The organism is Planomicrobium stackebrandtii, assembly GCF_030814955.1.
Taxonomy (GTDB): Bacteria; Bacillota; Bacilli; order Bacillales_A; family Planococcaceae; genus Planococcus; species Planococcus stackebrandtii.
Map to the genome: position 1 here is coordinate 306,038 of NZ_JAUSWB010000003.1, position 22,214 is coordinate 328,251.

19 protein-coding genes and 1 tRNA gene are annotated in these 22,214 nt (G+C 46.0%); 11 read left to right on the plus strand and 9 right to left on the minus strand.

Features of this window, described 5'->3' with window-relative positions:
- Positions 1-8: 8 nt before the first annotated feature.
- The 7 genes from QOZ98_RS07540 to QOZ98_RS07570 form a co-directional block, all read right to left on the minus strand.
- Positions 9-629 (minus strand): polysaccharide deacetylase family protein, encoded by a 621-nt coding sequence (locus tag QOZ98_RS07540; protein WP_308786869.1) that lies wholly within the window; start codon positions 627-629, stop codon positions 9-11.
- A gap of 42 nt (positions 630-671) precedes the next feature.
- Complete coding sequence (phnC, locus tag QOZ98_RS07545; RefSeq protein WP_308786870.1) at positions 672-1,442, minus strand: phosphonate ABC transporter ATP-binding protein; 771 nt, start codon at positions 1,440-1,442, stop codon at positions 672-674.
- Positions 1,443-1,454: 12 nt separating this feature from the next.
- Entirely contained in the window at positions 1,455-2,210 is a 756-nt protein-coding gene (gene phnE, locus QOZ98_RS07550; RefSeq protein WP_308786871.1) for a phosphonate ABC transporter, permease protein PhnE, read from the minus strand.
- Positions 2,211-2,221: 11 nt separating this feature from the next.
- Positions 2,222-3,124: a phosphate/phosphite/phosphonate ABC transporter substrate-binding protein gene (gene phnD / locus QOZ98_RS07555; protein WP_308786872.1), complete on the minus strand. Its 903-nt coding sequence runs from the start codon at positions 3,122-3,124 to the stop codon at positions 2,222-2,224.
- Positions 3,125-3,251: 127 nt separating this feature from the next.
- Positions 3,252-4,301, minus strand: a complete 1,050-nt coding sequence (gene selD, locus QOZ98_RS07560) for a selenide, water dikinase SelD (protein WP_308786873.1) — start codon at positions 4,299-4,301, stop codon at positions 3,252-3,254.
- A gap of 51 nt (positions 4,302-4,352) precedes the next feature.
- Entirely contained in the window at positions 4,353-5,348 is a 996-nt protein-coding gene (locus QOZ98_RS07565; RefSeq protein ID WP_308786874.1) for a glycosyltransferase, read from the minus strand.
- A 751-nt stretch (positions 5,349-6,099) separates the two neighbouring features.
- Positions 6,100-6,195, minus strand: a tRNA-Sec gene (locus QOZ98_RS07570).
- A gap of 160 nt (positions 6,196-6,355) precedes the next feature.
- On the opposite strand from QOZ98_RS07570, the gene selB reads away from it, so the two are divergent.
- From selB to QOZ98_RS07585, 3 genes are all read left to right on the plus strand, one after another.
- Entirely contained in the window at positions 6,356-8,260 is a 1,905-nt protein-coding gene (gene selB / locus QOZ98_RS07575) for a selenocysteine-specific translation elongation factor (RefSeq protein ID WP_308786947.1), read from the plus strand.
- Positions 8,257-9,669, plus strand: coding sequence for an L-seryl-tRNA(Sec) selenium transferase (gene selA, locus QOZ98_RS07580; protein ID WP_308786875.1), 1,413 nt, complete (start codon positions 8,257-8,259; stop codon positions 9,667-9,669). Before selB ends, selA begins: the two co-directional genes overlap by 4 nt.
- A gap of 136 nt (positions 9,670-9,805) precedes the next feature.
- Positions 9,806-10,945 carry a glycerate kinase gene (locus QOZ98_RS07585; RefSeq protein WP_308786876.1) on the plus strand — a complete coding sequence of 380 codons (1,140 nt, stop codon included), beginning with the start codon at positions 9,806-9,808 and terminating at the stop codon, positions 10,943-10,945.
- Positions 10,946-10,998: 53 nt separating this feature from the next.
- Here the strand turns inward: QOZ98_RS07585 and QOZ98_RS07590 are convergent, their stop codons facing one another.
- Complete coding sequence (locus QOZ98_RS07590) at positions 10,999-11,517, minus strand: hypothetical protein (protein WP_308786877.1); 519 nt, start codon at positions 11,515-11,517, stop codon at positions 10,999-11,001.
- Between the two features lie 179 nt (positions 11,518-11,696).
- Between QOZ98_RS07590 and QOZ98_RS07595 the strand changes: the two genes are divergently transcribed.
- Positions 11,697-12,986 carry an MFS transporter gene (locus QOZ98_RS07595; RefSeq protein ID WP_407676701.1) on the plus strand — a complete coding sequence of 430 codons (1,290 nt, stop codon included), beginning with the start codon at positions 11,697-11,699 and terminating at the stop codon, positions 12,984-12,986.
- 128 nt (positions 12,987-13,114) lie between these two features.
- Here the strand turns inward: QOZ98_RS07595 and QOZ98_RS07600 are convergent, their stop codons facing one another.
- Positions 13,115-13,831 carry a 3-ketoacyl-ACP reductase gene (locus QOZ98_RS07600; protein ID WP_308786878.1) on the minus strand — a complete coding sequence of 239 codons (717 nt, stop codon included), beginning with the start codon at positions 13,829-13,831 and terminating at the stop codon, positions 13,115-13,117.
- A 305-nt stretch (positions 13,832-14,136) separates the two neighbouring features.
- Between QOZ98_RS07600 and QOZ98_RS07605 the strand changes: the two genes are divergently transcribed.
- The 7 genes from QOZ98_RS07605 to pgmB all read left to right on the plus strand — a co-directional run bounded on the left by QOZ98_RS07605 (position 14,137) and on the right by pgmB (position 22,199).
- Entirely contained in the window at positions 14,137-16,521 is a 2,385-nt protein-coding gene (locus tag QOZ98_RS07605; protein WP_308786879.1) for a glycoside hydrolase family 65 protein, read from the plus strand.
- A 94-nt stretch (positions 16,522-16,615) separates the two neighbouring features.
- The gene (locus tag QOZ98_RS07610) at positions 16,616-17,854 is read left to right on the plus strand and encodes a sugar ABC transporter substrate-binding protein (RefSeq protein ID WP_142828339.1); all 1,239 of its coding nucleotides are present in this window, start codon (positions 16,616-16,618) and stop codon (positions 17,852-17,854) included.
- Between the two features lie 88 nt (positions 17,855-17,942).
- Positions 17,943-18,818, plus strand: coding sequence for a carbohydrate ABC transporter permease (locus tag QOZ98_RS07615; RefSeq protein ID WP_142828341.1), 876 nt, complete (start codon positions 17,943-17,945; stop codon positions 18,816-18,818).
- Entirely contained in the window at positions 18,818-19,654 is an 837-nt protein-coding gene (locus QOZ98_RS07620; RefSeq protein WP_142828343.1) for a carbohydrate ABC transporter permease, read from the plus strand. Before QOZ98_RS07615 ends, QOZ98_RS07620 begins: the two co-directional genes overlap by 1 nt.
- 25 nt (positions 19,655-19,679) lie before the next feature.
- Complete coding sequence (locus QOZ98_RS07625) at positions 19,680-20,399, plus strand: YesL family protein (protein WP_308786880.1); 720 nt, start codon at positions 19,680-19,682, stop codon at positions 20,397-20,399.
- 61 nt (positions 20,400-20,460) lie between these two features.
- Positions 20,461-21,480 carry a LacI family DNA-binding transcriptional regulator gene (locus tag QOZ98_RS07630; protein ID WP_308786881.1) on the plus strand — a complete coding sequence of 340 codons (1,020 nt, stop codon included), beginning with the start codon at positions 20,461-20,463 and terminating at the stop codon, positions 21,478-21,480.
- A gap of 47 nt (positions 21,481-21,527) precedes the next feature.
- Positions 21,528-22,199 carry a beta-phosphoglucomutase gene (gene pgmB / locus QOZ98_RS07635; protein ID WP_308786882.1) on the plus strand — a complete coding sequence of 224 codons (672 nt, stop codon included), beginning with the start codon at positions 21,528-21,530 and terminating at the stop codon, positions 22,197-22,199.
- Positions 22,200-22,214 lie beyond the last annotated feature (15 nt).

Sequence of the window (22,214 nt, forward strand, 5' to 3'; positions counted from 1 at the left end):
GCTGATTTTTACTGTTCATTAGGCAATACAGAAAAGCTATATCCCTGTTCTTTGATGGCTGTGATCAGTTGAGGGAGTATGGCAACAGTCTGCTCTAACTCATGGAGCAGGATAATGGCGCCATCCTCGAGATTTTCTGTGACATACCGAATGATTTGACTGGGATCGTCTTTCAGTTCCCAGTCCATTGAAGCGATGCGCCACATGACGGTCGTTAAGCCAAGTATCTTAGCTGCTCTTAAGGTATCGCTGTTAAAGCGCCCATATGGAGGGCGGAAAAAGGCAACTGGCATACCCGTTGTTTTTTCGATATGCGCCAGGCTATTTTGTATATCCTGATGCTGTTCCTCGTAGGACAGCTGAACCAGGTTGCGGTGCTTTCTTGAATGCGTGCCAATAATATGGCCTTCATCAAGCACCCGTTGCCATGGCCGTGACGGATACAGCAGACGGGATTGCCAAAAGAACATGGCCGGCACATCGTATTGTTTCAGGATATCCAGTATTTGCGGCAGGACTTTGCTTGGCCCGTCATCAAAACTGAGGATGACGGATTTATTGCTTTGTGCTCCATTGACAGTAACGATTTGAGGATGAGTAGAGTCGTACACGACCCTGGATTGATCCACTGCTCATGGACTTTTAATCATGCAGATCATCTCCTTTCGCCGTTAGATTCCAGCGTCAAAAAAGGCAGTTTGCGGATCGGATGTATACGTTTCACGGTATTCAGCGTCTGTAAAACTTTCTGGTGGGCCATCAAAAATGAGCATGCCATCTTTCAAGGCCAAGATACGGGTGGCATAGCGTTTGGCCAATTCAATATCGTGGACATTGATAATGGTCAGCAAGTCCAACCGTTCATGCATTTCTGTCAGCAAGGTGAAAATATGGTTGGAAGTGCCGGGATCGAGACTCGCAACTGGTTCATCCCCGAGCAAAACTTTCGGCTGCTGGGCAAGAGCACGGGCAATGCCGACACGCTGTTTTTGGCCGCCGCTCAGCTGTTCTACTTTCCGGTAGGCCATTTCCGATAAGCCGACATCGGCAATGACACGTTTTGCCAAAGCCAATTCATCGGCAGTAAACCAGCCGATCAAGTTCTTGAAAGAAGACCGGTAGCCGAACATGCCGGTCAGGACATTTTGCATAACACTCAGACGCGGCACCAGGCTGAAGTGCTGGAAGATCATTCCGGCTTCCCGGCGAACTTTCCGCAGTTTTTCTTCATTATGAGCGGCAATGTTTTGGCCGTCAAAAAGAATTTCTCCATCGGTCGGTTTTTGCAGTCCGTTCAGACAGCGGATAAAAGTCGATTTTCCTGCACCGCTTTTCCCCAGTACACAGACAAAATCGCCTTTTTCAAGAGACAGGCTGATATCAGTCAATGCTTCTACTTTTGTATCCGGATAATGAACAGATAAATTTTTCACTTGAATCATATAGCCACTCCTTTAAATCACGCGATTTCGAATGGTGCTGGCCAAAAAGTCGATGGCGATGACCATAATCATAATAATTAGGACGTCCAGCGAAACGGCAGAGTATTGAAAGGTTTTGAAATCATTGAACAGGCGTTGCCCGATTCCGCCGCCTCCGATAAAGCCCAGAATGAGCGACGTACGGATAGCCACTTCAAAACGATAGAAAAACTGGGACAGGACGTTCGGCCAAATTTGAGGAAGAATGCTGAACAGGTTTGCCAGCCATTTTTTTGCGCCAACGGCACGCATGGCTTCCTGAGGCCCAGGATCAGCCGCTTCAATCAATTCGGATACCAGTTTTCCAAAGACGCCAACATTATGGATCATGATGGCAATAACTGCCGGGAAAGGTCCAAGGCCCAGTGTAGTCAATAGAATAAGGCCGATAACAATTTCGGGAATAGAACGGACAAAACTGAGTGCCACACGCGTAAAATGGAAGAGTGACTTGGATGGCGCTGTGTTGCGCGCTGCAATAAAGCTAATCGGCAATGCAATCAACAAGCCAAATACGCTGCCGAGAAAAGCCATTGCCAAGGTCTCGAACGTATCTTCTACCATGCCGGGAAGCTGGGAAAAGTCCATCGGCCACCATTGAGACAGGAAGTCGATCATGTTGCGGAAGTCCCTAAACTTGGACAAGTCAAATTCCGTAATGCGCATGCTGAAATAAATCAGTATTAAAATAATTATGAAGGTAATGAAATTGCTTTTTTTAAACCACAAGCTGATCAACTCTATTCTTCAATGATTCCTTGCTTTATAGCGGCTTGTTTGATGCTTTCGTAATCTGCATTGTCAGCTTCTGTAAAGCCGGTAGCGCCAAATGCATCAAGTATTTCAGGATCTTCAATCGCTAAAAATGTTTCCCGCAGTTTTGCGACAGTTTCATCATCTGTACTTTCAAGCACAGCCCATGGGTACTGGAACAAAGGCTCTGACTCCCAAACAATTTTTAATTGGTCGCCGTCGATTTTCCCCGACTCCAATAACTGATTGTAAATGGCACTGTCAATGGCACCAGCATCTACTTGCTTGTTCTGTACAGCGAGTGCAGTTGCATCATGTGATCCGGTAAAGCGCACAGTTTCAAATTGATTTTCCTGTTCAGATTCGTATACTCCGCGGTCCTGCAATTCAATAGAGGGAATCAATGAACCGGAAGTGGAGTTGGGATCGCCAAATGCAAACTGGACTTCACCCGGATTTTCCAATAATTCATCTAAAGACGTCACAGGATTGTCAGTATGCGTGATGACATAGGCATTATAAAATGGTTCCCCGTCGACTAGCTGCGTGATGATTGCTTGCGCGTTGCTGTTTGCTTCTGCAATGACATACGTCAAAGGCCCAAGGTAAGCCATGTCAATCTGGTCGTAATTCATAGATTCTACAACACCATTGTAATCGGGATACACTTCAATTTCGACTTCGCGATCTAATTCTTCACTTAGAAGAGCTTGCAGTTTATCCATAGCCGTTTGCATTTCACCCTCTGTTTGCGCGGGAATAACGCCGATTGTGAAAGGCTCTTCGTTTTCGGAAGCTGTTGAACTTCCATCTTCAGTTGATTCGTCTCCGCATGCTGCCAGGAATAATGCCAACATGGGTACAGAAACAGTTAAAATCCATTTTTTCAATACGAACACCTCTTTACACTTTGGTATGTAGCTAATAACAGCAATAAAACAAGGACCCCAGCAGAGTCCTTGTCCAAAGCTTACCTATTGCCATAGGTAAGCTTTTCATTTTTTGATCTTCCAAATCTTAAATTACTTGAATCCGCCCGGCATTTTCACTTGTCACATTTCCGATGATGGCGGATTGAACATTGTTTTCCAGCAATTCACGCTGCAATGCATCAGCTTCCGCTTCAGGGACTGAAATGAGCAGTCCACCGGAAGTGACCGCATCACACAGGATCAATTGATCGATTTCAGTGATGTTCCCAGCGTAATCGATGTCATCTGCCAGCCATTGGTGATTTTTGCGTGTGCCGCCCGGAATGACGTTTTGTTCTGCGAGCTCTTTCGCACGAGACAGAACAGGCACATCCTGGTTAATCACCGTTACGCCGACGTTGCCGCCTTTGGCGATTTCCATTGTATGGCCGAGGAGGCCAAAACCGGTAACATCGGTGCAGGCATTAACACTGTAATTCTCCATTACTTCTGCCGCAGTTTTATTTAATGTTGCCATAACTTTCATGACTTCATCCAAATCTTCTTGTTCCAAAATGCCTTGTTTAATGGCGGTGGTCAAAATGCCGACACCGATAGGCTTGGTCAAAATGAGGCGATCTCCTGCTTTTGCACCTGCATTAGAGCGGATACGGTCAGGGTGTATAGTACCGGTTACAGAAAGGCCGAATTTAGGCTCCTGGTCGTCAATCGAGTGTCCGCCAACCAAAGTAGCGCCAGATTCTTTGACTTTATCGGAAGCGCCTGCCAAAATGTCGGCTAAAATACTTTTGTCCAATGTGTTGATTGGAAAAGCGACAATATTCATGACAGTCAATGGCTTTCCGCCCATGGCATAAACGTCGCTCAAGGCATTGGCGGCTCCAATCTGCCCAAACATATAAGCATCATCGACAATCGGAGTAAAGAAATCCAATGTCTGGACCAATGCGGTTTCATCATTAATTTTATAAACTCCTGCGTCATCAGCTGTTTCCAGGCCAACAAGCAAGTTTGGATCATCTACGTTTTTCGGTAAGTGACGCAGAACCTGCGCCAGGTCCTCAGGACCAATTTTGCAGCCTCAACCGCCTTTTGTAGATAAAGAAGTTAGTCTTACGTTTTCTTTTTCAACCATGCCAATCTCTCCTTTTTGCGTTCAAATCTAATTATTCATTTAAAAGTCGGCTTATTTTAAAATCTGTTGATAAACCTTCAACAAAGTGTCAGCTTCTTGCTCACTTGAATGATGCTGTTTTACATAAGCTTCAGCGGACTGGCCGATACTTTGCCTTATTTTGTTATTATTCACGAGCTTTTCGGCATAATCAAGGAATTCGTTTCGGGTTTTATATAATAATCCGGTTTCCCCATCGGAGATGATGCCGCTGTTGCCAGGGATGTCTGAAGCAAGTACAGGCAATGCGTAGCCCATTGCCTCTAAAATTGTTGCCGGCTGGCCTTCCGACAGTGAGGTATTCAAGACAGCATCGGTCTGGCGATAAATGGAACCCATGTCTTCATGCGGTACTTGCCCCAAGTAATGGATCCAGTCTTTATGGCGATCGATAAGGTCCATTACTTGGTTGCCTTCTTCTTCTTCAAGAACAGGGCCAACAAGCCACAACCGGATTTGAGGGTGATGCAGGCGGAGTTCCTGAAGCATCCCAATCGCTTCTGGAATATTCTTCACTTTACGGATGCCTGCCGGCAAGAAGAACAAAAAGCTGTCAGGCTCTTTTGTGAAATGCGGAACTCCAGGCAGGGAAGGCTGATTGCCTTGTGGCATAACAAAGATTTTATCTCCTAGCTTAGGAATTTCTTCAATCAGCAATGCTTTCGCTTTTTTGTCAAACACATGAACAGCCTTTGCTCCGTGCAAGGAAGCCAGGACATCCATCCGTTTTTTCGGGTTAAAAAGATCCTGATTCAAGTCGGTTCCTGTGATGGTGACAATGTAATGCGCAGGCTTCTTGTCCAGCTTCTGCAGGAATTTATAAAAATTATAAGCATGAAATCCATGGACAATATCAGCAGTTGGGAACGAACGGATGATACTGTCATCGGTTGTAGATACGATTTTGGTCTCCACACCCAGACGTTCAAGATTGTCTGCAATGCGTTGAACCGTTATCGTATTTCCGCGAAGCTGCGGGTAATTTGGTGAAGCTAAAACAATTTTCATCTTCTTCATCCTTTGGTTCTGCAATTTGAAAGTTTAGGCACTCCCGCTAGATTGAATTATCCTAAAACTGAGTAAGTTTGTCACTTAACTCGTCTTTCACTGGATTAAAAAAAGATTGCCGCCTAGGGCAATCTTTTTGTCCAGCTTCAGCGCCTAGCTCCTCGGGGTCTTAAGCCAAACCGGCAGTGTGGCAAAAAACGCCCCACAACCGATTCGGCTTAAGCCTGTCGGAGCTGAACAGGCACCTCAGCTTTTCTATTGTCCAGCTTCAGCGCCCAGATTCTAGGGTCATAAGCCACCCTGGCTGTGCGGCTGAAAACACGCCGCTTCGCCAGGGCGTCTTATGCCCGTCGAATCTACACGGGCGCTTCCGCTTTTCTATTGTCCAGCTTCGGTGCCCAGATTCTAGGGTCATAAGTCAACCCAGCTGCGTGGCAAAGAACGCCACACTGCTGGTCTGCCTTATGCCCGTCGAATCTACACGGGCGCTTCCGCTTTTCTATTGTCCAGCTTCGGTGCCCAGATTCTAGGGTCATAAGCCAAACCGGCAGTGTGGCAAAAAACGCCACACAACCGATTCGTCTTAAGCCTGTCGGAGCTGAACAGGCACCTCAGCTTTTCTATTGTCCAGCTTCAGCGCCCAGATTCTAGGGTCATAAGTCAACCCAGCTGCGTGGCAAAGAACGCCACACTGCTGGTCTGCCTTATGCCCGTCGAATCTACACGGGCACCTCAGCTTTTCTGTATGTATTGGCGGGATTGTGTGGGAATCGAACCCACCGAGCCTGGCACGCAGGCCCCTCAGGTTTTGAAGACCCAGGAGGACACCAGTCACCCATCCAACCCCAAGATGTCATTTGCCGACCTGTACAAGTTTATACCGAAAAAAAGATCTGTGCAAGAACAGGGCTTGCCTTAAGAGAAGAAGAGCAGAGCTCAGGCTTGAAAGAGCTTACCTTGAAGACTAAAGTAAAGAGATAAGCAATCAGAGAAGGCGTGTGAAGAAAATGGAAGAACGGTATTTTACCATCGGCATGGCCGGACATATTGATCATGGCAAAACCAGTTTGACAAAAGCATTGACCAACGTGGAGACAGACCGGTTAAAAGAAGAAAAGGAGCGGGGTATTTCCATTGAATTGGGCTATGCACCTTTAAAATTGGAACCTGGAGTTTTTGTTTCTGTTGTCGATGTGCCGGGACATGAGCGCTTTATTCGACAAATGATTGCAGGTGTGGCCGGAATCGATCTGGTTGTCCTGGTGGTTGCAGCTGACGAAGGCATCATGCCGCAGACCGAGGAGCATCTGGAAATCCTGCAATTTTTGGGTGTGGAACGATGCATCGTAGCCATATCGAAAATAGACCGGGTCGATGAAGTGATGCTTGAACTGGTGACCGATGATATTAAAGAACGGCTGTCTAATACTGTGTTTCATGAGGCGCCGTATGTCGCACTCGATAGCCTGTCTGGAACGGGAATCGATGAATTGAAGAAACTCATCGGAACGGAACTGCAGACCATGGACCTCCGTGACGCCTATGGTTCATTCCGCTTGCCGATTGATCAGGTGTTTAGCGTTCAAGGGCAGGGAACAGTCGTCAGGGGGACCATCTATGAGGGGGTTGTCCGGAAATCTACACAGCTGACGGTTTTGCCGAAAGGGATTACTGTGAAGGCAAGACAAATTCAAGTGCATCATGAGGAACACGAGCAGGCACGTGCTGGGCAGCGTACAGCCATCAATCTCGGCGGCATCGAACGGACAGCTGTAAAACGGGGAGATGTGCTGGTGGACTCGGATCATTTTCTGGTGACGGATACCATAGATGTGGCGCTCCAGGTGATTGGAAGGAAGTTCGCACCTCTTAAGCAGCGGACAGCGGTCACGCTTCACGTCGGCACTTCTGAAGTAATGGGCAAAATCGTCTTTTTTGACCGCAACGAGCTCGAACAGACTCCGCATGAAGTGCTATGCCAAATTCGCCTGGATGAACAGATCGTTGTTCGCCGGGGAGACCGCTTTATTTTGCGGCGCCCTAGTCCGGTAGAGACGATAGGCGGCGGTTGGGTCATTCAGCCAAACGGCGGCAAGTATCGGTTTGGCACTGAAACCATCAGTATGCTTCGCCGCCATCAACAGGGTACGCCAAAAGATTTGATCATGGATGCCTTGAACAAATCCCTCCTGCTAGACCTGCAAGGGCTGATGCAGCAAACATCGCTGGGCGAAATCACTTTGAAGGAAACCTTGGAGGAAGGATTGGTTTCTAATATTTGGCTGGAAATCCCTCGCTACGGCTTCAGCCTAACCAAAACGTTCACTAAAATAGGAGTGGAATTGCTGGCAAGGCTGCAGCAGTTTCACGAAGATTTCCCGATGCGGACGGGCATAGGGAAAGCCGAGTTGATTCAATCAGTGAGCGTAAACTTTCCCAAACCTCTTCTTGAGTACAGCCTGAATTTATTGGTAGAACAGGATGAAATACAGCGATATGGCCAGTTCGTGGCTTTGGCCCGTTTCAGTCCGCACCTCCCGAACGAGTGGCGTGCTCGAATGGAGCAGGTTATCGGCACACTCGAAAAGGATGGCTTTCAAGCAGGAAAGTGGGAGGATTATTTCATTGGCAGCCCGTTGCCGAAGACGGAGGTCGCTGAACTTACTGCTTATTTGCTCGATAGCGGCCAGGTATATCGGTTGAGAGAAGATACAATTATTCACCGTACGGCTTTTGATCAGGCTTTAAACCAGTTGCAGTTACAGACTGGCCGGTCTTTTGATTTAAAGCAGGCGAAGGAAATTCTGCAACTATCAAGGAAATACATGATTCCGTTTCTGGATTTGTTGGATGAGCTGAACTATACAAGACGGTCAGAAGACCAGCGTTACTGGATGGAGGACAAGACATGAAACAGTATTTGCGGCTGTTGCCGGCAGTCCACGAGTTGCAGAAAGACCCGCGGTTTGAGAGTTTGAAATCGGCATGTGACGTGAATAGTGCGCAGCTTACTGAATTTCTGCAGCGTGAACTTGGGAATCTGCGGCAACGCTTGCTGGCAGAAGAGACAGCAGTTGAAGGGACAGTTCCGGACTTTGCAGGACAGCTTTTCAAATCAGCTGAAACCCAAATCAAACTGTGGCAGGAAGATCGGTTGGCGCGGGTGATAAACGGAACCGGAACTGTGCTGCATACGAATTTGGGGCGCTCCCGTTTAAGTGATGCTGCCATCGCGCATGCCGTAAGAACGGCTGCGAATTACTCCAATTTGGAATATCGGTTAATGGAAGGAAAGCGTGGATCCCGCCATGACATTATTGAAGAGCTGTTGGTAGAGGCAACAGGAGCGGAAGCAGCGATGGTCGTGAACAACAATGCGGCAGCGGTGTTTCTCATTTTAAGTGCATTGGCCAAACAGCGGGAAGTCATTGTCTCGCGCGGCCAATTGGTTGAGATTGGCGGCTCTTTTCGCGTGTCTTCTATTATGGAAGAAAGCGGGGCACAGCTCGTCGAAGTGGGAACCACCAATAAAACCCATCTGTTTGATTACGAAGATGCTGTGAATGAAGAAACGGCGATGATCATGAAAGTGCATACCAGCAATTTTAAAATGATCGGGTTTACGGAAGCGGTCGAAACTGAAGTCTTGGCCAGATTGACGGAAAAACACCGCGACCTCCTCTTTTATGAAGATTTGGGAAGCGGTGCACTTTATGACTTTAAAAAGCATGGTATCGGCGATGAGCCGCTTGTCCGTGAAGTGATCGAAAGCGGCGTTGACCTCGTTTCTTTCAGTGGCGATAAACTGCTGGGCGGGCCACAGGCAGGTTTGATCGCCGGAAAAAAAGATTTGATTGACCAGTTGAAAAAGCACCAATTGGCGCGTGTCTTAAGAGTCGACAAAATGACATTAGCAGCGCTGGAAGAAACCTTGAAAAGCTACTCTTCCGGACCTGAAAGGGTTGCGGAACTGCCCACTGTCCGGGATATTATCCGTTCAGCTTCAGACATTAAAATCCAGGCACAGTCGTTTATCAATCTTTTGCAGGAAAATCCCAATAAATACCAAATCGAAATTCAGGAAAGCACTTCTCAAATAGGCGGCGGCACCATGCCGGGAGTGGAGATTCCGACCTTTATTGCAGCGATTGTCCACGACAGTTTGAGTGCAGATCAATTAGCGATGCGTCTCAGACAAGCAAAGCCCGCAATTGTGTCGCGCATCCAGGAAGAGAAAGTATGCATTGATTTCCGCACCATCGCCGATTCGGAGATGGACGAGCTGCTGGCAGGATTTTTGGCAAGCGAATCTCAAGTTTAACTGCTTACCATTAGAAATAATGAAAATCTCACATTTGTTTCGGGAGCGCTTTATTGATGTGAAGTGTATTTAAATGGAATAAGGGAATAGTCATTGTAATCTAACAAGAAAAGTGTTCGCATAGGAGGCGGAATTAGTGAAGATCCTGATAGCGCCTGACTCGTTTAAAGGGAGCATGACGGCAGTAGAAGCGGCCGAAGCAATGGCTGAAGGAGTTCAAGGTGCATTTCCGCAAAGCACAGTGGTTAAGATGCCGATAGCTGACGGCGGTGAAGGGACAATGGCAGCCCTGGTTTCAGCAACTGGCGGGAAAATGGTAGAAGCGGTTGTCGAAGATCCGCTGGGACGTAAGATCACGGCGAGCTATGGTGTGCTTGGGGACCAGAAAACGTGTGTGGTGGAATTGGCAGAAGCTTCAGGGCTGACTCTTTTAACAGAGGCAGAACGAAATCCTTTGCATGCCTCCACCTATGGCACCGGTGAATTGATAGTTGCCGCATTGGATGCGGGCTACCGGAAGTTTATCATTGGCCTCGGGGGCAGCGCCACGAATGATGCCGGAATTGGAATGCTCCAGGCATTGGGCATGAAATTTCTGGATACTTATGGCGTTGAATTGGGGCCAGGTACTGTAGCCTTAAACGGTTTGTCGAAGATTGATCCGTTTGGTTTTGATAAACGCATCATGGAAAGCCGGTTTTTGATTGCCAGCGATGTTGAAAATCCATTGATTGGACCTGAAGGCGCCTCCACAGTCTTTGGTCCGCAAAAAGGCGCAACTCCTGAAATGGTGAAGACACTTGATGAAGTCCTAACGAACTTTGCTGATATTGTTGAGCGATTTACCGGCATGTCGCTGCACTACAAAAAAGGTGCAGGTGCTGCCGGTGGTGCAGGCGGTACATTCCAAGCGTTCTTTTTAAGCGAAATGAAGCGGGGAATTGACCTTGTGCTGGAAACGCTCGATTTTGAAGAACAGCTTTTCCATGCTGATTTGGTGTTGACTGGAGAAGGCAAAACCGATGTCCAGACGCTATCCGGCAAAGCCCCTTTTGGCATTGCAGAAGCAGCTTATCGGCACGGCAAACCGGTTATTTTAATTTCCGGAACAGTCGAAAACTCAGACAAACAGCAGCTGGCGCCATATTTCACGGAAATTCACGCTATATCAGACGACGGAATTTTGCCGGAAGAATCCATGGCAAATGCTCATCGTTATGTAAGAATGAAAACCGAAAAAGTGATTGCCGCATTCTTGGGGAAACAAGGTTTATAATGATAAAAAAAGGTGAATCGGGAACAAGCCGGTTCACCTTTTACATTGTGCAATCAATTATTCAGAACAGGATGTTCCTGATAGTCATAAGTGATATCCGGCAGGATGGACGGATCGACATTGCTCCAAATCAGTTGATCACGTGTTGCTTTGTCTAATCTGAAGGACATGACACTCTTATGTAGGCTGTTTTCAACAGGAAGAATAAAGGATAGGGAGATGCCATTCAGTTGGTCGAAGCCAGACAGCGGCTCCAGTATGTCGATGGCATCTTGCCATATTTGTTGTTTTGTTGAAAACATGGTAAAGCTTTTGTCCGCATTTAGGGATATCTCCACGTTCCATCCAATAAGACCACGAGAAATCGAAATGTCGTCAATGCGTTCTTTGTTCATATTGTTTTTTTCTCCAAGCCGGTCGATAGTAATTGCCTGAATCTCGGTTTTCAAGTTTTCGGCTTCCGGCAATTCTGTTTTTAACAGCCAGCTGCCCGAAGCTAGGAGTACAGCTGTTGTGAGGAGCCAAAGCCAGACGGCAAATCGAAATGGCCGCTCCTTCTGCATTCCAGTCATAATGATTGCCCTCCAATCCGTACTTCGTTTCTTTCAGTATAAATGAAATCCCCTCTATTATTTTATCAAGTGTTTCCTTTTTCAAAAAAGGCTGCAGCGGGCATACTAAAAAGCGTTATACTGAAAAAAAGATTCTTAATATTTTATTTGCGAAGCTGGGTGTGAAAGAAGGAGAAACCATGGAACAAAATAAAAAACAGCAAATGCTGCTGCAGGACTATATTGAATCACCGGATAAGGTCAAGGCATTGTACCGGCGCACGTTGTGGATTGTCGTGCTGTCCCAGATTTTTGGAGGAGCAGGATTAGCGGCTGGGGTAACTGTCGGAGCTCTTCTTGCACAGGATATGCTTGGCACCGATCGCTTTGCGGGAGCACCGGTTGCCCTGTTCACGCTGGGGTCGGCTGCGGCAGCGCTGATCATTGGGCGGCTTTCCCAACGTTTTAGCCGGCGAACCGGATTGGCTTCGGGATTTCTGGCAGGTGGAATCGGAGCAGTCGGTGTCGTTATGGCGGCCATATCAAGTAATGTAATTCTGTTATTTGCTTCCTTGTTGGTTTATGGAGCAGGAACGGCCACTAATTTGCAGGCGCGTTATGCGGGTACGGATTTGGCAGATGCTGCGCAGCGGGGAACCGCCATCAGCATCGCTTTAGTGTCAACGACATTTGGGGCATTTGCCGGCCCGAACCTGGTAGGTGTGATGGGCAGGTTTGCTGAGTCCAACGGCATCCCGGCTCTGGCGGGGCCTTTTCTATTAGCGGCTGCCGCATATATTCTGGCAGGCTTGGTGCTGTTGATTTTTCTTCGCCCGGATCCATTGCTTGTGTCAAAAGCGCTAACCGCGCATGAGCAGAACCTTAAAGTGAATACACCAGAAACAGAAATGGACCAATTCCCTATTAATAAAAAAGGAATCGTATTGGGTGCCGCGGTCATGGTGCTGACTCAATTGATCATGTTTGCCATTATGACGATGACACCAATCCACATGGGACGTTATGGGCATGACCTGGAAGCTGTCGGATTGGTCATAGGCATTCACATTGCGGCCATGTACTTGCCGTCCATTGTCACCGGTGTTCTGGTCGACAAATTGGGACGGATCGTCATGACGGCAGCGGCTGGTGTAACGTTCATGGCCGCTGGAATTGTGGCTGCTTTGGCGCCAAGTGATTCCTTATTGGTACTGATTGTGGCATTGGCTCTCCTTGGGCTTGGATGGAACTTCGGATTGATCAGCGGAACCACGCTCATTGTGGATTCGACGCATCCTTCCACACGGGCAAAAACGCAGGGGACAGTTGATGTGCTCGTTGCATTGGCTGGTGCGACAGGAGGGGGGATTTCAGGAATGGTTATGGCACAGACCAGCTATGCTGCGATGTCTTTGGTTGGCGGCTTTTTGGCTTTGGCTCTAATCCCGGTTGTTCTTTGGTCAACGAGAAAGGGAAAAGCGGATGGTTGAAAAAGGCTAAAAAAAATTTGATTTTTGGGCTTGCTTAAGACGAGGGCACGAGCTTGCGAAAATTCAGTTGTGATTGAAAAAAGCTCCATTCACATTTGTGAATGGAGCTTTTTGTATATCTAACTGTTTTATGGGTTTGTCGACCAAAGTCCAGCTGATTTCAATAATACACGCGGATGCAGCTTGAGCTGGGCAACCATCATTTCAGCAAGGTCCTCCGGCTGCATAACTTTGTCGGGATTGCCGTCGGTCAGGTTTGCTTCAACTGCCAGGTCCGTGGCAACTGTACTCGGAGTTAAGGCACTCACGCGGATATTGTGCTTTCTGACTTCCAGCATCAATGATTCCGTCAATCCCATAACTCCAAACTTCGAGGCGCTGTAAGCACTTGTTACAGGTGCACCTTTTTGTCCGGCTGTTGAAGAGATATTGATGATATCGCCTGATTGGCGATCGATCATTTGCGGCAATACAGCGCGAGTCACATAATACACACCCATCAGATTCGTATCAATAATTTCTTTGAATTCTTCAGGCGACAGTTCAAGGAACTTGCCGAACTTGCCGATGCCGGCATTGTTAATCAGAATATCAATTGATCCCAGTTCTGCAGCTATATGTTCCACTGCTGCATTGACCGCTTCGGGATCTGCTACATCAGCTGCGGCGTATACTGCTTTCACTCCGTATTGCGCCAACTCTGCAACAACGTTCTCAAGGTTTTCAGCTGTACGGCCGACAAGCCCCACATTGATGCCTTCTGCTGCAAAAGCGATGGCTGTTGCTCGGCCAATTCCTCTCCCAGCTCCTGTAATCAACGCATTTTTTCCTGTTAAGTTCTGCATATGGACAGCTCCTTCTTTAATAAAAGTTCACGTAAAATAGTTTAACATGAATGCTCAGCAGGAAGCCTGTTCAGCGCCTTTTGCAAGAGTGTCAAACGACATTCAGGGGCAGGCAGAGCCGACTAATTTATTGACTATTTAAAAAAACGCACGTATACTAACAAATGTAAGCGCTTAAATGTTAAATTACACGTTTTGAGGAATGGGGAAATTATCCATTGTGATAGAACGTATATATTTTTTACCTCGAACAAAAACGTTTTCGTAAATTTCGAAACGGCATTTAAGGAGGAGATTCTCTACATATGATGGACTATACACAAGGAAAAAATAAGCTTGAGAACTGGATCGTTTCCGAGATGGAATTTTCTCCCGACTCACTGGGGAAATGCGAAGCAATCATGTCTCTCGGCAATGGTTATATGGGACTGCGGTCAATAACAGAAGAACCGTACATCAATGAAACTAGAAATATGTTTGTCAGCGGGACATTCAATAAGGCTTTTGAAAATGAGGCAACCGAACTCCCAAACTTGGCGGATATAACCAGGATGGATATCCGGGTTGATGGCGAACGTTTTAGTTTGGAACTTGGAAAAATTAACAGCTACATGCGGCAGCTGAACTTGAAGACAGCTGAACTGACGAGAAGCTTTGACTGGGTGTCGCCGCTCGGTAAAGAACTGCGATTTGTTTTCAAACGATTTGTATCCCTTCATGACCTGCACTTAATCGGCATGAAAATGGAAGTCGAATGCCTGACGGCTCCGGTTGAGTTTTCGTTCGAGTCAGGGATAGATGCGCAGAGGGATAACTCGGGCAGCCAGCATTTCCTGGAAGGAGACCGCCGAATTTTTGACAGGCAGTTTATCCAGCTGGTACAGACGACCAATGAGTCGGAAATCGATGTTGTGATTAATACGGCGCATAAAATAACAGTGAATGGACAGCCTATTGAATATGAGCCGAAGATGAAAATGAATCGGCGAAAAGTGTGGCAGAGTTATGAATTCAAGCTGCAGCCAAACGATAAGCTGGAAGTTGAAAAGCTGACGACTTTGTACACGAGCAGAGACAAGGAAGTCGATAATGGCTCATATAGCTTAGCAGAGCTGCGCGAGCAATCATTGCAAGCGCTGAAAAAGAGCGTGAAAGAGGGGTATGACCTTCTTTTCAATGCACATCAAAAAGAGTGGGACGAAAAAGTCTGGAATGTCTACAACTTCGAAATTGGCAGTGAGGATGGTTTTGATCAGCTGGCAATGAGGTTTTCGCTTTATCATTTGACCTGTATGACACCTGCACACGACGACAGAATGGGAATCGCTGCTAAAGGCCTCAGTGGCGAGGGCTATAAAGGGCATTCATTTTGGGATACGGAATTATTCATTTTGCCATTTTTCATTTATTCAAATCCCGAAATTGCCAGGTCCCTCCTAATTTACCGTTACCGCGGACTGGTTGGGGCACGGAAAAAAGCAATGGAAAATGGTTATGAAGGCGCGATGTATCCTTGGGAAATGGCGTGGCCTTCCGACGGCGAAGTAACTCCTGAATGGGGCGATATTGATATCGTCACAGGAACCCAGACGAAAATTTGGCCAGGCTTTATCGAACAGCACATTTCGGCAGACATCGCATTTGCGGTTTACCAATACGATAATGTAACTAATGACCCTGAATTTCTAAAGGATTATGGTTATGAAATCGTCTTTGATACAGCGAGGTTCTGGGCAAGCCGTCTTGAATGGAACGACGAGAAAAAGGAATACCATATCAACGGAGTAATTGGACCAGATGAATACAAAGAGCATATAGACAATAATGCGTTCACCAACTACATGGCCTACTTCAATATGAAGTTGGCAATCCGCTATTATGAAAAGCTGGAAAAGGAAAATCCTGAACTTTTGGAAAAACTGAAGGGGCTCCTACAGTTGGAAAGAGCCTTTGCAGACTGGAACCTAAAAGTAGAGGCGATTTACTTGCCGGCCCCCCGTAAGGAGGATCTGGTAATCGCGCAGGATGATACTTACCTGCATTTAAAAGAAATTGATCTTTCAAAATACAAAAATCAGGACCGTGTCAGAACGATATACGATGATTACAACTCAGAACAAATCAACGCCATTCAAGTATCCAAACAGGCGGATACGTTAATCCTCCTGTATTTACTGGAACAGACTTTCCTGCATGACGATCCGCGCATCGCCGGCAATGTGAAAAGAGCAAACTTCCGCTATTACGAACCAAAGACTTTGCACGATTCTTCACTAAGCTTGACGACGCATGCCATTGTGGCAAGCGATATCGGAGACAGAGATCTCGCTTATTCCTTATTTAAAAAGTCTACTGAAATCGATTTAGGGCCGAAAATGAACACCTCGGACATGGGCATTCATGCAGCGTCGATCGGCGGGATTTGGAAAACGGCAGTTTTTGGTTTTGCGGGGATTCGCTTGGCCGATAGGACACTGAAAGTCAATCCGGCTTTGCCGGATCATTGGACCCATTTGAAGTTTGCAATTCAGTGGCAAGGCCAAACAGTCACATTTTCCATTACCCCATCCAATCTTTCCGTGACAGTAAGTGGTGGGAAGACCTTGGCATTCGAGAATGGCGGGAACCTTTACACGTGTGAAGAAAGCATTGATATTCCGATTGCAGCAGCCAGCAGCGCATCCCATTAAAGGCTTGTTGCCGGCATGCTAAAAAATTGGTAGTTATAAGATGATTTATTCATTTTATTTACTATAGCAGTAAAAATGACAAGGGGGAGTTTACATGACGTTTCAAAAGAAGTTGGTTGGTGGTTTAGTTTTAGCTCCATTAATGCTGGCACTCGCAGCATGCAGCGGAGGAGATGATAGCAGTGAGGGCGGCGGAGAATCCAGTGAACAAAAAATCACGATCTTCCAAAGCAAGGTAGAGATTTCCGATCAGTTGGCGGCTTTGGCTGAAGAGTACACGGAAGAAACAGGCGTTGAAGTCGAAGTTTTAGGCACCACGGGCGACGATTATTTCCAGCAGCTGCAAATTCGTTTGAACAGTGAACAGGGACCTTCTATTTTCAGTCTTCAAAACGTGACAGAAGCCGAAAGATTAGAATCGTACGTTTATGATTTAAGCTCTGAAGAATACATTGAACATATTGCTCCGGATATGGAGTTGGCACTTGGAGAGAAAATCGTCGGTGTACCATATGGCGTTGAAGGATTTGGGATGATTTACAATAAGGACCTTGTTAGTCCAGAAGATGTAGCTGATTATGAGTCTTTCGTCAGCACGCTGGAAGAATTCAATGCAGAAGGCATCAATGGATTTAGCTTGGCGCAAGATGCTTATTTCCTCATCGGACACATCAGCAACTATCCGTTCTCTGTCCAGGAAGATCCGTACGGTTTTGTTGAACAAATGAATGCGGGTGAAGTGACAGCGGCAGAAACACCGGAATTTCAGGAATTCGCTGATTTCATGGTAGCTATCAAAGAAAACACACCGACGCCACTAAGCATGACGTACGATCAGCAGATCGGTGACTTTGCAGCAGGACAAACTGCCATGATCCATCAAGGAAACTGGGCTTCAGGCATCCTTTCAGAGTTTGAATATGATTTTGAAATCGGCATGCTGCCATTCCCATTGATGGGCAATGACAAATTAGCTGTCGGAGTTGGCAACAACTGGGCCATCAATAGCCAAAAAGATGAAGCAGAAGTTCAAGCAGCAAATGATTTCTTGAACTGGATGTCAACAAGCGAAACTGGACACCGTTATATTGTTGAAGAGTTTGGGTTTGTTCCTGCTTTAACGAATATCGATGCCGGCGAACTGGATCCGTTATCTCAAGCTGTTCTTGATGCTACGAATGACGGCGAAACAATTCCATGGGCGCAAAGCGTTTATCCAGCCAATATTGTTCCTAATGACCTTACGCCATTTGCACAAGCATTTTTCTCAGAAGATATGACTGCTGAAGAATTCCTGCAAGGCTTCGATGAAGCGTGGCAAGGTGCTCAATAATCAATAGAATGGATTTGAATGTGGACACACCTTTCTCTGGTGTGTCCAAAAATTCTTCTAGCATAAACCACCAGGAAGAAGGGATGACATGAAAAACAAAAACAAAAAGAAATGGTATATCCTCTTTACTGTGCCCCTGCTGATCATTTTCACTACGGTAGTTATAATCCCATTTTTAATCGGAATTTATTACTCATTCTTTGAATGGGACGGCATCGCAGCAAACGCCAAAGAGTTTGTCGGATTCGATAACTTTGTGGAATTGGCAGGAGATGAACGTTTTCGTGAGTCAGCCTGGCTGACCATCCTCTTTACGGTGCTATCGGTCATCACCATTAACGCAATCGGACTGGCCTTCGCTCTTTTGGTCACTTCTAAAATCAAATCTGCCAATGCGGCGCGCACGATGCTGTTTATGCCTTATTTGATTGGCGGCTTGATTTTGGGCTATATTTGGCAGTTCGTCTTTTTAGATGTATTCACGTTGCTTGGTGAAGTAACTGGATTGGATCAAATATTCTTTAACTGGCTCGTCGATCCGGAGTTTGCCTTGTTTGGATTGGTTTTTGTTTTCACATGGCAAATGGCTGGTTACATCATGATCATTTATATCGCAGGTCTTCAAGGAATTCCGAACGATGTCATAGAAGCTTCCAAAATAGATGGAGCAAGCCCATGGCAAAGGTTCATGAGAATCACGCTGCCATTGTTGATGCCGGCGCTGACGATCAGCTTGTTTTTGACCCTTTCCTCGGCCTTTAAAATTTACGATGTCAACTTGTCGTTGACTGGCGGCGGACCCGCAAATGCCACGGAATTGTTTGCAATGAACATTTACAATGAAATTTTCGGCAGCGGAAATTACGGCCTTGGCCAAGCAAAAGCCATCGTGTTCTTCTTGATCGTGGCGGCTATTACCTTGACACAGGTTTACATTACGAAGAAGCGGGAGGTTGAAATGTGATGAGTAGAACACTGGATTTCCTAAAAGCGGCATTGTTGATTGTGCTTGCGCTTTTTTTCTTGTCCCCCATCTACATAATCATCGTCAACTCTTTCAAGGATCGGCAGGAATTGTATGATAACCCGCTGACTTTGCCCGACAGCTTCAGTTTTCAGTATTACGTGGAAGCAATGGATAAAATGAATTTTTTGAGTGCTTTTGGCAATTCTTTGTACATCACGATTGTCTCTGTAGTGCTGATCGTTATCTTGTCTTCCATGACCGCATGGATGCTGGTGAGAACCGACGATAAGCTGAGTATGGTGATCTTTATGGTCTTCATCGCGACCATGCTGATTCCTTTCCAGACCCTAATGATGCCATTGATGCAATTTATGAGCACCTTGACGAATACATTGAATATCCCGATGTACAACACGCTTGAAGGGTTGATATTCATGAATATCGGCTTTCATTCCAGTCTTTCTGTTTTTCTTTACCACGGTTTTATCAAGTCGATTCCGATTACATTGGAAGAAGCGGCAACGATTGACGGCGCTTCGAAATTCGGTGTTTTTTGGCGCATTATTTTCCCGATGCTGAAGCCGATCACCGCTACTGTAATGATTTTAAATGTTATCAGTATTTGGAATGACTTTCTCTTGCCGTCGCTGACGCTGATTGATACGGACCTGCGGACGATTCCGTTGTCGACGTTCTACTTTTTTGGTGAATTTACCATTCAATGGAACTTGGCAATGGCCGGCTTGACCTTGACCATTATTCCGGTGGTAATCTTCTATGCATTGGCACAAAAACACATTATTAAAGGAATAGGGGAAGGCGCAGTCAAGTGAGCCTATCCTTACTGGAGGGAAAAGTATGCGTGAATTTAGTGGTTTGACAGGAATCTTATATGCGCTGGCTGAATGGATCATGCGGTTCTTTACAGTTAATATCCTATGGTTCATCTTCAATTTGCCCACAGTGTTCCTTGTCGCCAGTTTTTTCTTCAGTAATCCGGATGTAGGCATCGTGACGTATTTATTGCCGCTGGTGATTTTTATTCCGTTCCTGTTTGTCCCGACTACAATTGCAATGTTCGCGACAGTCCGAGAATGGATTTTGAACAACGACCAGCCGTCTATTACAAAATCCTATTTACTGCATTTGAAAAAATCCTATAAAAAGAGTATGGGCCTCGGCTTGGCATTAACAGGCATTTGGTTGATCTGGCTTATCGATTTTCAGTTTTTCAAGGGCTTGAACGAAATGTGGGGAATGGCATTTTTAGCATTTGGCTGTGTCTTGTTCATCTATACGATTAACTTATTTTCACTGAGCGCCCATTATCAGATGAAAAATACGGCGCTGCTGAAAAACGCTTTTTTTATAACTGTCGGAAAGCCGGTTATGAGCCTTTTCATATTCGCAAGCAACTTGGCGTTATTTTACGTCAGCATCACCCAACTGCAGTTTTTACTGCCGTTTTTCACAGGAGTACTGAGTGCTTACTTGTCTTTCCTCATGTTTTATCGCTTCACTTTGAAAGTCGAAGAAAAAGTGCAAGCTGCCAACCACAAGGAGCTTGATCCAAAGTGATTTGCGGAAGGTTGGAAATCGTTTCTATTTATACAAAATTTCGCAGGATGTGGACTTAGTCATGACGACAATAAAAGAAGTGGCCAAACAAGCCGGAGTATCCATCAGTGTTGTATCAAAAGCATTTAATAATTACGCAGACGTCAAAGAAGAAACGCGCCAACGAATTTTTGCGGTGGCAAACGAGTTGAATTATACACCCAATATCGTGGCAAAGAATTTGTCTTCAAAAAAACAAATGACTTTCGGATTGATCACGTCAGGTGTGCTTAATAATAATGAAAAGGACAATAATGCCTTTGATGTATTCAAAGGCGTCTACACAGCTGTGTCCGAAAGCCAGTATGAACTGTCCATTTTTCTGATAGACTCCCAGAGCCAAAAACAAAAAAGCTATGTTCAATACTGCCGGGAGCGGAATATTGGCGGAGCGATTTTACAGGGAATCCGTACGGATGATCAATATTATAAAGAATTGATCAATACCAATATCCCATGTGTCGTACTGGATATTATGACAGAAACGGATAATGGACTGATCGGCAGCGTATCAATCGATAACGTAAAAGCTGGAAAGAAAATTGCAGGTTACTTATTGGAGCGGAATCACCGTGACATCGTTGTGATGGCCGGCACAGAGGAAACGTATGTGAATTCCGAACGGTTAAAAGGCGCCCGGCAAGCTTTTCAGGAGCACAAGATCGTACTGGAAGACGGCAGGATTCTGCACGCAGATTTTTCCGAGCAAAAAGCGTATCGCCTGGCAAAAGCCTATTTGCAGGAAAGCCAGCCGACCGCATTTCTCTGTTTCAGTGATTTGATGGCATTTGGAGTCATTAAGGCGATACAGGAAAAGGGTTTAAGAATTCCAGAAGACATATCCGTTACCGGCTTTGATGATTTGGTATTGAGCCGTTACAGCCAGCCGTCGCTTACTACGATTCGCCAGGATTTTATGGAAATCGGCAGATTATCAGCCGTGCTGCTGCAGGATTTAAAGGAAAGCAAAGCGGAGAAGCATCACATCTACGTAGAGCATCAGTTAGTGGAAAGAGAAAGCGTCAAGACGATCCTCACGTAAAGGATGCATCCCAATTTATCGCAGGGAACAAGGAGGAAACAAAACATATGGAAAACTACCCGAAAGCTTTTATATATGACTTGGACGGCATCATTACCGATACAGCAGAATTCCATTTTTTAGCCTGGCAAAAACTTGCCGATGAAATCGGCATCCCGATCGACAGAAAGTTTAATGAACAGCTTAAAGGGATCAACCGCATGGACTCTTTGGATCGTATTTTGAAATTGGGTACTTCTGGAAGGGTATTGTCCGATTCAGAAAAAATGACCTTGGCTACACGAAAAAATGAATACTATTTGGAATTAATCGAATCGATCAATCCATCTCACATTTTACCCGGCATTGAACTTCTGCTTCAAAAAAATAAACAGCAACATATAAAAATCGCACTCGGTTCTGCCAGCAACAATGCACCGGCCATTTTAGACAAACTCCAGCTTACGGGCTATTTTGATTACATCGTTGATGCGTCTAAAGTTAAAAAAGGAAAACCGGATCCGGAAACCTTTACGACGGCCGCTGCTGCCCTTGGGGTTGCTCCGGATGAGTGTGTCGGCATCGAGGATGCAGCTGCAGGCGTTGAGTCCATCAACAGTGCAGGCATGTTTTCAGTGGCTGTGGGCGATGTCCATCATTTAGCTGCCGCTGATTACTTGGTAGAAGATACAGCCCAGCTGATTTTTGAAGACATTATTGCTCATTATGGCAAACGCTAAAACCAATTAATCTGC